This window comes from Methanocorpusculum sp. GPch4 (genome assembly GCF_012062385.1).
Classification (GTDB): domain Archaea; phylum Halobacteriota; class Methanomicrobia; order Methanomicrobiales; family Methanocorpusculaceae; genus Methanocorpusculum; species Methanocorpusculum parvum.
Map to the genome: position 1 here is coordinate 60,542 of NZ_SIJA01000080.1, position 14,191 is coordinate 74,732.

Below are 14,191 nucleotides of genomic sequence, written 5' to 3' on the forward strand. Positions count from 1 at the left end.
TATAATGTGCATGCTCAAAAATCGGATTCAATGAGCAATACTTGTTGATCCGGCCGCTGTCTTACCTGAGGGGGACAGAAGAGTACTTTGGAGTTATTTTATGAACGAAAACACGAAAAAATCTGCAAAATCCCCCATGCAGCATGCATGGAAGATCCTGCTGGTTCTGCTGTGCATCGGTCTGCTCGTTGGAGCGGTCAGCGCAGCTCCGACGACTTCTGTCGAGATCTCCAGGATCGCGGCTGACGGAACAACCGTTCTCGCAAACCAGACGGTCACTTTTGCATGGATGAAGGAGAATCTGCCGATCACCGGTGACGGCGTAACGCATTACGGTCATCAGGGACCGGTGTTTGACGAAGCATCCGGCTACTACGGAGATCCCTGGGACCCGCAGGAGATCATCAACACTGATGATGCCGGGGCCTTAAGGGGAACATCCGTTCTCGATCTTGCTTCATTGGTTGGCGGTATCCCGGAGGAAAGCACCGTAAAAATCATTGCAAAAGACGGGCTTTCCCGAACATTCAGTTCCAGTTACATCCTCTCTCCGGAATCCCGCATGGGACCGCTGGTCCTCGTCTGGGAAGTCAACGGCGTGAACGTTTCCGCAGCAGCAAGCGGCGGGGATGCATCAGATGGTATGCGGATCTACTTCTTTGCCGATGATCATGTCTTTGGAAATTATGATATGCTCCAGACTATGCCGGAAAGTGACCGGTACAACTACTCGAATATCTATCCCTCGACCCGAGGATTATCTGTGCAGTATGTTGACAGGATCAAGATCTACACCGATGAAACAGAGTACATACCTGAACCAACACCAACCGTAACTCCGACTCCCGGACCAACGTATGATCTTGCCGGCTTTGACCGTGTGATCACCATTGACAATGGCCAGATCACTATCCCTGCTGACACGCTAGGAAGCAGCAGTTCATTGAAAACTGACACTCCTGCCGGAAATAATTCAGTTGCTGCTATGGTGTACAACACCTTCGGCAGTGATGTGACATTCTGGAAAGGCGGAATGACTGGAGATAAATTCAACCTGGATACATTACTTGGAAAAACCCACAAAAATGGGGGCTACTGGTATCTTTTCGTGAACGGTGCAGAACAGAGCATCGCGAACTGGGCATCTGGTCTTACCATAACCTCAGGTCAGGTCGTCGAGCTCGTTTATGATTCCGACACTTCCGGGGTTGCAAACTTTACCGTACGGATGAAAGCATCCGATGATCCGATGTACATCTATGATAATGTCTTGGATATTGGAAAGACGGGGACGTTCACCGAAACTATTAACGGTGTCTCGTATGAAATCCCCTGGTATTCTCCGGCAGGAATTCTCAAGAGTCTTGACTTCGATGCTGAGTATCTTGTCAGACAGAATGATAATCTGTACTTTGATTCCTTCACCGATCTGCAAACAGGAAAGGTCTATACAGGTGATTACATCAATGCCTACAATGCCGCCAATTTATCTGAGACACTCCCGGTTAATGCAGAAATTCTTCCCGGCGACGTGATCTACATCCAGTTCGGCGGGGATAAAAACAAAATCGAGGGATCGACCGCAGTTATCCGCGCTGAAGTGTATGCCGCAGGAAAAACCGCTACCTGGCCTCTCTTTTTGAACGGTGCTGTCGATATCCCTGTTGATAAGGATTACTTCGAAGCAGATGCATCGACCCATTCCCGCGTGACCTACACCGATACCAACGATGATGTCTGGAGCGGCGTTCCCCTGAGAGTATTAGTAGGTATGACGGATGACATTGAATTAAACGGTGTCTCCCATTACACCTTCAACTCGACACGGGCAGCCTCCGGCTACACCATCACCCTCACCAACGGCGACGGAACGTCGTCTGCAGTCAACGCGAACGTCCTGCCGGCAACCCGTAACGCTGACAAGACTTACACTGATGATTATCTGATCGCAGACACACTCAACGGCGTGAAAACCGCTCTTACCTTTGTCGGTTCATCCGTACCGGCAAAACTGACAGATGTTCGTTCGATCGACATGGATGTTTCTGCATTCGAACCCGCGACCGAAGTCTGGTCTATCGATCTCTTCGGCAGGATCAACGGCACCCTTGCAGACACCTTCATCTATCTGGCGGTCGACAGCGGATGTGCGCCGACCCACAACGTGACCTACACCGATTCGAACGGTGATGTGTATTATGGAATGGGCATGAGCACCATTCTTGGCTGGGTCGATGACGAACACCCCCACTCTCTCGCATCCGAAACACTCGCGGGAGGGGTCACGATCACGTTTGCAAATGATGCAGGCCAAAAAACGACCGTTGACTCAGATCTTTTCAAAGACGATACAAAGAAAGCGATCATCGCCGTCTACAAAAACGGTGCAAAGATCACACCCACATTCATTGGTGAAGTTGTAGATACCGCAGACCGTATAACTGATGTTTCAACCATTACATTCACCAACTACCGTAATCCGCCCGAGATCGAGGGTCTGACCGTCATCAGGAAAACCGCTGACGGCACGATTCTGAATCAGACCTATATCTCATGGCAGGAAATGCGCGATACCTTCCCGGTGATCGGTAACGGAACCTATAACTACAGTATCCAGGGCCCGATCATGCCCGATTATATCGGGGAATACGGCAACTGGGATGAAAACGAACAGTTCCCTCCCTGCGGAACTGCCGATGATCCGCGGTTCAAAGTCAATGATCAGGTCAAAGGAACCGCGATCATAAACCTTACCGACCTTGTCGGCGGTATGGATGCAGGAGATCAGTTCAAGATCATCTCGATCGACGGGAGATCAAAGACCTTCACTGACGGATACAGGTATCTGTACAGCCCTGATCCAAAAATGGGAACCATGTTCCTTGCATGGTCTGATGACGGTATTGACGGACCTGCCGGTTACGGTAATCTGTTCCGTCTTTACATGACGTCGGATGACAACATCTTCAGTCTGTGGGATATGCATGAAAGTATGGCGGAAGACGACTGGGGATTCTATGCAGGCACCTATCCGACCCCGGCTGACTTCTCTGTCTACAAGATCAACAAGCTCGAGATCATCGTCAGTGATACAGATTTCACCTACGAATACACCGCAGATACCGGAGAGGTGGAGATACCCGCTGCAAAGATATCCGGCAGTGATGTCCCAAAGACGGCGGCAAACAACTCTCTGATAGCTGCAGTCTACAACACGCTTGAAGGAGCAGAATTATACTTTGGCGTCAAAAACGAGGTAACCTACTTCAACCTTAATTCCTATGACGGTCACACACACAAATCCCCCTCGAAAAATGACAAGTGGTATGCCTATATCAACGAGGTCGAGGTTACCGACAGTGAGTGGGACAAAGTAACCGTCTCAGGCGGTCAAACTGTTCGTCTCTTTTACGATGACACTACGAATGGTGCAGCCTACAATTACTCCATAGAAATCACAGCGCCGGACAAAACCGCTGTTGTGGTCAAAGGAAATGTAACGATCCCAAAAGAACAGATAACCGCAGGCATTGCCAAGGAAGTGGATAATGCATCGGTCATCGGTGTTCTGTACAACACGTTCCCGGGAATGCTGTTTTACTACGGCGGAGATACGGCGACGTACTTCAACGTAGAGTCATACGAAGGTCACACGCACAAAAAACCATCAAGCAATGACAAATGGTCTCTTTCGATCAACGGAGTCACCTTAGGCGGCAAAACCGATCCTGACTGGAGTCTTGTTTTCGTGGAAGACAAAGACTTTGTTTCCCTGACGTTTGACAATCAGACCGCCGGAACCAAATCCTGCTACAACCTGACGATCGAGACGGCCCCTGTTGGAACCGTCATCCCGATCGTTGACGGCGAAGTTGTCATTCCCGCAGCTGACATCTCAGGAAGCGATGTCGACGTCAGCGTTCCGGGTTCATCACTTATCGGCGTTCTTTCAGGTATCGAAGGTGTCGGATTCTACAAAGGAGGAAATCAGGGAGCATACTTCAACCTTGACTCCTACGAAGGTCACACGCACAAAAAACCAACCAAGGATGATAAATGGTACGTTTCTCTTGACGGTGCTGAAGTAACCGAACCAAACTGGACGACCGTCTCTGTTTCTGACGGTCAGCTCATCCGGCTGTTCTTCGATGAAGTATCGACTGGAAACAGCTATGAGTATCTCTTCACCGCTAAGGGCGGAGCGGCACCCGGCTGGTCGGTCAAACTGATCAACGGAGAGACTCAAACGACCCTCACCCAGAAAGAGTTTGAAACACTTGCAAAGAAGTACACCGCATACAACTGCACCGACGAAGACGGTGTCTGGAAAGGTGTTCCCTTATACGTCCTTGCCGGAATCGTTGACGATGAGGATGCCTCCTCGTTTAATGAAAACCTTGCCAATATCGGCTACAGTATCCGGATAACCGATTCCCAGGACAAACCCTACTCGACAAACTTTGACAGCGCGGTGATCGCAAACGACAACACCATTATCGTTTCTAACACCCTCAATGGAGATCCGCTCCCCGAATTAACAACAGGCGGAAAGCCATGTGCACCTTTACAGATGAAAGGTGTGTCAGCAGGACAGCTTATTGGAAACATCGGAACCATTGAACTGATCGATGTTCCGGAAGAAGGAAACCTCCTTTTCCTCTCAGGAAAAATGGAGAGGTATATTACTCAGGATCAGTATGACAACAGTAATCACCACTTCGTAACCTACGGCGATTATGAGGGTATGCCTCTCTACACGCTCGTTTCAACGGTTGACGACGTCGAGTCGGGAACCCCGGGGACCTACTCGAGCAGTCACTTCACCCTGAACACTACTCTCATTTCGACCGCTCCTTACACGATCCTCATCACAAATGCCGACGGGCAGACACGTGAGATCGCATCAAGCGAGATCGTATCAGGAAAAACGGGAGCATTGAATTACATCATTGCACAGAAAGATGATGGTTCGCTCATACTTACCGGAAACAGTGTTTCAACCATCTTTGAAAATGTCAGATCCATCGAACTGAAAGGCGAAGCTTATCAGGGTGATGACTGGTATATCCTCTTGAACGGACCTGAATTTGGTGTATACGTCAGCAAGACCGAGATCGAAGAGATGGTCGGATGCGAGTGGCACTACAAAGCGTTCACTGATCCGTATACCAGTGAAGTCTGGTCAGGAATGACGCTTGCATCTCTCGTCGGGTATGTTGATGATTCAACGATGCCGATCGGTTCGAACCATGGAGGATCGTTCAATCTTCAGCTTGCCCAGAACGGGTACACGATCATTCTGACGGCGGCAGACGGATACAGTGCGGAAGTAGACAGCAAAGATCTGGCAGACAACAAGAACGGATTCATCATTGCAAACAAAGTCGACGGACAGGATCTTTTCAGATCCGAGAACCTGAAGGAGAACAAATATCCGCTCAGACTTGTCGGCAGCGAAACCTATCTGAATACAGGCGATGCAAAAACCTCGAAATTCACGAGTATCGCGGTCGGCGGTCTGGTGAAGATCGAGCTCAAAGAGTTCGCACCGGAAGCGGCGTCTCCAAAGCTTACCATTCAAAAGTATGATCCGGCAGGAAACATAGTTGCGAGCGAAGAAGTTTTGTGGTCCACGATCTGGTCTGATCCGACCTCCTACCCGGTGATCGGCGACGGCGTAACGAAGTACTCGTTCCAGGGACTTGTGATGGAAGAAGACGGTGAGAAGATCGGCCAGGGTCTTGGCTGGGATCTTGAAGAGAAGTATCTCGCCGGCAACTACAAAGTTTCCAATGCGGTCAAAGGAACCGCGGTTCAGGATCTTACCGATATCGTCGGGGGTATGAATGCGACCGATGAGATCAAATTCATCTGCAGCCTCGACGGCTGGACGACGACGCTGAACTACTCGAACATCTATACACCGACGGTCAGACAGGGAACGGCGTTCCTTGCCTGGTATGCTGACGGAAAGACGGTCCCTGAATATTCACAGGGTCCGCGTCTGTTCTTCACGTCTGATGACAATGTCTTCAGCCACGCTGATATGTACTACTCGCTGGATGAGTCCTACTGGCACTACAACAGCGGCCGTGCATCTGCAGGCGGTATTTCTGCCCAGATGGTGGATGTTATCAAAATCATCCCGAAAGCCGAGAGCTGGACGATCGGTCTGAACGGCGCCATCAATGAGACCATCGACAAAGGATACTTTGAGGCAGGATTGACCTGCACATTTGCAAACGGTACGGTAGCTGACCACCAGGCATACTACACCGATGCGAAAGGCCGCGTCTGGGCCGGTATGCCGCTTTGGATCCTGACAGGATTTGTCGATGATGAAAATTCCCATGTCGGCAATTCATACAACAGGACCCTTGCATTAGAAGGATACAACATTACGGTCGTTGGAGAAGACGGATCGACCGCTGTGATCAGCAGCCGCGATGCGTTCATGAACAACAACTATATCGTTGCAAACACGCTGAACGGGACGCTGCTTGGCGTAGATGACGGCTGGCCTCTGCGGCTTGTCGGTGCAAATGTCACCGGGGCAATGCAGATAAAAGGCATTCAGTCGATCGATCTTGACCTGCAGCCTGCCGCCGAAAAGGAGCTTGAGTATGACAGCACGGTCGTTTTGAGAAACACAACGCTTTCCGTTGATGTGAGCGGCAAGGCGTACGATGTCCAAAGCAACACAGTTCTCGGCGTCATACTCGAAGCAGGATTAGAACCGGTGATCGGCACGAAAAAGTGGGATGCAGCAGGAATTCTCCTATTCGACGGACTTACCGGATATGAAAGTGATGATCTTGCGGAATGGACCATTACTGTCAACAATGAAACGACGATAAATGGATACAATGATGCAACAAAGAATGTCGCAGTCAACATCTATGAAGTGAAACCCGGCGATGTGATCACCGGAAAGTTCATTGGAAACGACGGGGTCACCGTCAGCCAGGAGTTTAGCATCACCGTAGAAAAGCCTCAGGTGCTGACTATCGGCGGTCCTTCAGTTCTGATTTCCGGAGTTGAGGGAACCTATTCATTTGACTGTCCAAATGCGGCAAAGATCATGGTTGACTTTGGCGACGGCGCAGTCCAGACCTATACCGCGGTCGATGGTGCCGTCATTGCAAAACACACCTACACCCCAGCCGAGCAACGATCCTATCAGATCTCGGCTGCAGCGTACAGCAGTGCCGGCGGCGTCATGAAAGATGCGAAGTATTCCGTAATGGTGAAACTGCCAAAAGCAAAACCAGCTGCTCCGGTTGTAACCAATACCTCTAACGTTATTTCAACGCCATCCGGCAATGCTACCCAGATCTCCAGCCTCATCATTGACGGCTCTGATCTCATTGCTCCGGGAGCAATTCCCGCAATTCTTGTAACAGACAACTCGTCAGATGTCCCGGCGAGCGGATCGTATGGGCAGGTCCCTGAAAATGCAGGGCTCCTTGCTGTATTGAACATCAGCCTGACCAATGTCACCAATCCAGACAACCTTAATTACACTGCAACCTTCCAGGTATTCCTTAACAAAACAGCAGTAGATCAGTTAACTGGCAACGATCCAACCAAGATCACTGCATACAGAAATACGCTGGTCGATTCCGTGTGGACCCAGGTCCCTCTGAAGACGACATACAACCAGACTGCGGACACTGCGGCGGAGTATGCCTATGATGTGGAAACACCGGGCTTCTCGTACTTCACATTTGCCGCCGCCGCCGCCTCAAGTTCAGTCGTTCCGGTGAGCCCGCCTTCAAGCGGCGGAGACAGCGGTGACAGCGGAAGTCCAGTCACTTCAACGCCTGTTGCAACACCAACTTCAACTACGTCAACACCGGTGCCAACACAGACGAAGGAGACTTCCGTCCAAACCCAGACACCTACCCCGACATTGACCGAAACAACGGCTAAACCCACACAGACCGGCTCACCCGTGCCGATCTTCGGGCTTCTTGCAGGACTCGGGATCGGAGCGCTGATCCTCAGAAGAAGATAACAACACTCCCTTTTTTATTTTTTGATCATTACTCTATCCCGGAAATATACAATTTTGTTAATTACATATAATGTACATGATTAACAATTTTTATTTATTGTCTGCTGGCCAATCAATATACGCTTGTGTATGGAGTGGATGAGACGTGTTCCCTCTATAATAAAATCTAAGAAGGCGTTACTATTGATAAATCCAGATAAAACAAATCTTTCATCCCGGTCATCAAGATCCAGAATATATACGTGGGTTTTGATCCTGCTGTGTATCGGGCTGCTCGCCGGAGCGGCCAGCGCAGCGCCGACGACCTCTGTCGATATCTCCAGGATCGCGGCTGACGGAACAACCGTTCTTGCAAACGAGACGGTAAGTTTTGCATGGATGAAAGCGAATCTGAACATCACCGGTGACGGTGAAACACATTACGGTCATCAGGGTCCGGTGTTTGAAGGAGATCCCTGGGACCAGAATCAGACCATCAACACCGATGATGCCGGAGCTTTAAGGGGGACATCCGTTCTCGATCTCGCGGAATTAGTTGGCGGTATCCCGGAAAACAGCACCGTAAAAATCATTGCAAAAGACGGGTTTTCCCGAACATTCAGTTCCAGTTACATCATCTCACCGGAATCCCGCATGGGGCCGCTGGTCCTTGTCTGGGAGGTCAACGATGTGAACGTTTCCGCAGCAGGAAGCAGCGGGGATGCATCAGACGGTATGCGGATCTACTTCTTTGCCGATGATCATGTCTTTGGAAATTATGATATGCTCCAGACGATGCCGGAGAGTGATCGATACAATTATTCTAACACCCCATCAACTAGCTATCCCTCGACCCGAGGATTATCTGTGCAGTATGTTGACCGTATCAGGATCTGCACCGATGAAACCGAGTATGTCCCCGATGAACCTGCTGCCCTGACCATTACCGGACCAACAGTTCTCACATCGGGAGTGAACACGCCGTACACCTTCCAGCATCCAAACGCGACCAGTGTCAGCGTAGACTTTGGAGACGGCAGAACCAGGATATTTACTGCTTCTGAGGGGAAGGCGACAGCATATCATACATTCAACGCAGACGAGCCGAGTGATTTTATTATCCGGGGCACGGCTTTCAACTCCTCGGGCAAGATCATAAAAACGGAGACATTCTCAGTTCGGGTAGATCCTAAAAAACCCGCTCCCTCCGATCCATACCTGAACGAAACTCTGAATATGAGTATGTCTAACGGCAATGTAACCCGGATCGCGCAGGTAACGGTTGATCTCTCTGATATCATAACCGGCAGTATACCAGAACTCCTCGCCGAGGATAAAACCCAGACGATTTCCGGAGATCCGGTCTATGCTCAGCTCCCGGAACACAGAGGGATCATTTCGGTTCTGAACATCAGCCTGACGAATCTTACCGATCCGGACTCCCTTTCCCACACTGCCTCTTTACGGATACTGCTGAATAACACCGCAGTAAACAGCGTAACCGATGATGATCCTCGCAGGGTCACAGCCTTTAGAAACACCCTGACCGACTCTTTCTGGGTGCAGGTCCCGCTGAAGACAGAATACAATCAAACTGCAGACACGTCGACAGAGTATGCCTATGATGTGGAAACACCGGGCTTTTCGTACTTCACCTTTGCATCTGCGCCGGCTGAAAGTCCCATACAATCACCACCTGCAAATCCCAATCCCACACCGATCTCTACGATCACCCCGACCCCTACGCCAACTCCCCGGAAAACAGCTCTGGAAGTAAATCTGTACGCTTCAGACAGATCGACACTCCTCCTGAAAGGAACCTACACTCTTGAAGAGATCATTGCTCTTGGAAATATCGGGGACGGAGTGACCCATATCTATCTTCAGGGGCCGGTATTTGCAGGTGATCAGGATCCATCCAAATACTGGGATCCAACCGAATCGATCAATGTTCTGGAAAAAGACATGGGAGCTGTACGCGGAACAACGGTTACAACCCTTGCACAAATTGTGGGCGGGATCCCTCCGGGCAGTTCAGTGCAGATCGTATCAACCGACGGATGGCGCAAGACGTTCTCTTCCAGTTACATCATCGACCCGCCGTCCCGAATGGGAGCGATGTTTCTTGCATGGGAAAAAAACGGCGTGAAAGTCTCAGAGGGGTATAATGACGGTCCCCGTCTCCTCTGGTGGCCTGATACGTCGGTAAATCCATGGGGCAGTCACATATTCGGCGTAGCTGACATGAAAGCAACGATGTATGAATCCGAATGGTATTATTATCAGGGAACCTATCCGACCACGACCGGGATATCCGCACAAAAAGTGAGTAAGATCAACATCTATATCGGAGGGCAGATCACTCCCACACCCACTCCCACCCCGACTCCGACACCGACCCAGACAATAAGCGAAGGAGCGATAAATGCATCCGGGATCTTCACGACAAACCAGACGACCGGAGTAACGGCTGTCAGCTTCTCCCGGAATATAACCGGAAATGTGACGATCGTCATCGGATCCATCGGTGATGTTGAACTTCCAAAAAACCTTAGCTACTATAATGTTTATGACATCAAAACACCGGAAAATGCAGGTGTGATCGGGATCAACTTTTCATTGCCCAAAAACGAGCTTCCCGCCAACAAAACAGCAGAAGATATTATTGTTCTGCATTATAAAAATGAAACCTGGTATCAGCTGGCGGTTAAAGATCTGAAAGAAGATGAGGGGATGATCACCTTCTCAGTCAATACAAACAGCACATCACCTTTTGTGATAGCGTATAATACCGCCGGTCTTTCGTTTCCGTTTGAAGAAGACCCGCTGCCTACAATAAATGCCACGGAAATTCCCACGAATTCGACTGCCAACATTACAAAAACGATCTCAACCCATACGCCTGCCGCAACAAAAGCGCCAGATACGCAGCCGTTTGATCTCTCGTTCATAGGACTCTGCATCGGATTACTGGCCGCGGCAGGGATCATTGCACTGATCCTGAAAAGATAAATGAGGGACATACCCTATATTTTTTATCTGAATATTTTTGAATAATATATTTATTGGTAAAAATTATTAAATCATTAATGTTTACCAATTTCGATAAAGTTTATGTTGCTATCATTTCAATATATCTGTATCGGGGATCAGAAAAATCTGCCGCTCTCGTTGGACGATGTGTCTATGAAGTTTGGAAAAGTATTCTATGGGGCTCTCATCGCAGTCCTTGTATTGACCTGTATTATCGGTGCGGTCAGCGCAGCTCCGACGACCTCTGTCGAGATCTCCAGGATCGCGGCTGACGGAACGACCGTTCTCATAAACCAGACGGTCACTTTTGCATGGATGAAAGAGAATCTGCCGATCACCGGTGACGGAGTACAACATTACGGCCATCAGGGTCCGGTGTTTGAAGATAATCCCAAGTACTACGGAGATCCCTGGGACCCGCAGGAAATCATCAATACTGATAATGCCGGAGCTTTAAGGGGAACAGCCGTTCTCGATCTCGCGGAATTAGTTGGCGGTATCCCGGAAAACAGCACGGTAAAAATCATTGCAAGAGACGGATTTTCCCGATCATTCAGTTCCAGTTACATCATCTCCCCCGAATCCCGCATGGGTCCGCTGGTCCTCGTCTGGGAAGTGAATGGGGTGAACGTTTCCGCAGCAGCAGGCGGCGGGGATGCATCCGAAGGCATGCGGATCTACTTCTTTGCCGATGACGGTGTTTTTGGAAACTATGATATGCTCCAGACCATGCCGGAAAGTGACCGGTACAACTTCTCTGCTGCATATCCCTCGACCCGCGGTTTATCTGTCCAGTTTGTTGACAGGATAAAGATCTACACCGATGAACCGGAAACAACGCTGCTCTCCCTAAATCTGAGTAATGGATGGAACTTCATATCAGTCCCAAGGGTCCTCAACGCAGAAAATGCCGCAGCAGAGAGATTATTTTCCGGTGTTGAAACGGAAAGCCGCGCTATTCTTGGATATAATGCGGAAAAGAATGAATGGGAAACCGTTGGCCCCTCTCAAATAATCAAACCGCTTGAAGCCTACTGGATCTACTCTGCCGGTCCGGTCTCTATTCCCCTCACCTACGCCGTGTACCCGCCTTCACCCTCGAAAAAAACTCTTTACCCCGGATGGAACGCTGTCGGCCTGGCTGCTTACGCCAATGTCCCGGCAGAAAATGCCCTTGCAGGCATATCCTGGAAGACTCTGATTCCGTGGGATCTTGAAACAGGACGATATGATGCGGCGATAATACATGGCGGCAGCGGCCCATACAGCCCGGAACGCGGGATGGTGCTTGGGACCGGCTATTGGATCTATCTCGATTCTGAGAGTATTTTCACAGAGCTGCCGTAAAATAGGAAGACGAGTGACCTGGTCATATATCATCATCTTTTTTCGATAAGCAGACAGGATCGCCTGTCACGTATACGATATTTTCACAGCTCATCAGGATATCATCAGTGTCTATAATGAGATTCGGGTCTCTTATAGCGCTCAAAAAAAAAGAAAAAGATCAGGTCCTCTCGTCGCCGATCTCTTTTACATATGCGTCAAAGGTATCGAGAACCGCTTTTTCCGGCTCTCTGGTAAGCTTGGTCACGATCACGATCGCAAGCAGACTTGCAATAACGCCGGGAACCATCTCATAAAGACCCGTAACGGACGTAAGGAACGTACCCCACGTAAAGGAAACGACACCGCCGGTAAGAATACCTGCCAGAGCCCCCTGCCAGTTCATCCTTCTCCAGAAAAGACCGACAAGAATGACCGAGCCGAACGTACAGCCGAACCCTGCCCAGGCGTTCGAAACGATATTGAACACCGTCGCATTGCCCATAAGTGCAATAACGAGCGCGATAAGCGAAACAAGAAGGACCGTTGCTTTGGAAACAAGAAGCAGACTCTTATCGGACGCCTTCTTGTTCACGATATTCTTGTAAATATCCTGAGAAATGGCGGATGCCGCCACAAGAAGCTGCGATGAGGCTGTACTCATGATCGCGCCAAGCACTCCGCAGTAAATGATACCTGCGATGAACGGCAGAGATCCAAACATATCTCCCGCCATAAAGATGAAGACCTTCTCCGAATCGAATCCGGCGATTGCTGACGGATCAGGGAACATGATCTGACCGACCAGTCCGACAAAAATCGCTGCTGTGAGAGTGATGAGGACCCAGACCATAGCGATACGGCGTGCTTTGGGGATATCCTCCGGCTTCTCGATCGCCATGAATCTTGGCAGGATATGCGGCTGACCGAAGTATCCGTATGCCCAGGCCAGTCCCGAAACGATCGTAAAGACCGAAACGAACTCAAAGACCCCGTTCGTCGGATCATACTCCCAGAAAAGGGAGAACGTCCGCGGATCAAGACTTGCAAGACCGGCTCCTCCGTCCGAGAGAAGAAGAACAAGAGCAAGCACCGGCACCACGATAAGCGCTGCCAGCATCAAAAATCCCATGATCGTATCGGTCAGACAGACGGCTTTAAACCCGCCGGTAAACGTGTATGAGACAACGATCAGTGCGCAGACAAGAATACCGATGACATAGACCATGCCAAGATCGGGATTTCCCAAAAAGCTCAGATCAAGATTGTAGATCGTCACAAGAGAGCTGAAGAGTTTTCCTCCTGCGACGAACTGTGCCGAGGTGTAGATAACGAAGAAGACCAGAATGAAAATGGATCCGATCGCCGAGATCAGCCCCCGTTTTTCGTTGAATCTGTTCGTGATGAACTCAGGAAGCGTGAGTGAGTTGTCTGCCCTGTGGGTGTACACCCGCAGTCGTTTTGCGACAAATCTCCAGTTCAGATAGGTACCGATCGCGAGACCGATCGCGGTCCAGCCTGCAGAAGAGAGACCGAACGCATACGCCATACCCGGAAGACCCAGAAGCAGCCATCCGCTCATATCCGATGCTTCCGCCGACATAGCCGAAACCAGAGGCGGGAGTTTTCTTCCGCCGAGGATATAGTCACTGGCGGTTTTGTTCTTCTTCATGAAAAAGAAGCCGATATAAATCATTACCCCGAAGTAAATAACAAAGGCGGCAAGGATTCCGATTAAATTCCAGTCTACCACAAAAATACACTCCATTCAACAGATCTTCACCCACACAGGGAGCGTGAAAAATCTATGTATTACGAGTTATATGTTGCGTTCCC

4 protein-coding genes are annotated in these 14,191 nt (G+C 49.8%); 3 read left to right on the forward strand and 1 reads right to left on the reverse strand.

Annotation, left to right across the window (positions count from 1 at the left end; all coding sequences use genetic code 11):
- The first annotated feature begins 100 nt into the window (after positions 1 to 100).
- From EYA77_RS08690 to EYA77_RS08700, 3 genes are all read left to right on the forward strand, one after another.
- Entirely contained in the window at positions 101 to 8,017 is a 7,917-nt protein-coding gene (locus EYA77_RS08690; RefSeq protein WP_167816476.1) for a molybdopterin-dependent oxidoreductase, read from the forward strand.
- 249 nt (positions 8,018 to 8,266) lie between these two features.
- Positions 8,267 to 11,008 carry a PGF-pre-PGF domain-containing protein gene (locus tag EYA77_RS08695; protein ID WP_167816477.1) on the forward strand — a complete coding sequence of 914 codons (2,742 nt, stop codon included), beginning with the start codon at positions 8,267 to 8,269 and terminating at the stop codon, positions 11,006 to 11,008.
- Between the two features lie 174 nt (positions 11,009 to 11,182).
- Positions 11,183 to 12,376 (forward strand): hypothetical protein, encoded by a 1,194-nt coding sequence (locus tag EYA77_RS08700; RefSeq protein WP_167816478.1) that lies wholly within the window; start codon positions 11,183 to 11,185, stop codon positions 12,374 to 12,376.
- Positions 12,377 to 12,536: 160 nt separating this feature from the next.
- Here the strand turns inward: EYA77_RS08700 and putP are convergent, their stop codons facing one another.
- The gene (putP, locus tag EYA77_RS08705) at positions 12,537 to 14,123 is read right to left on the reverse strand and encodes a sodium/proline symporter PutP (protein ID WP_042696877.1); all 1,587 of its coding nucleotides are present in this window, start codon (positions 14,121 to 14,123) and stop codon (positions 12,537 to 12,539) included.
- Positions 14,124 to 14,191 lie beyond the last annotated feature (68 nt).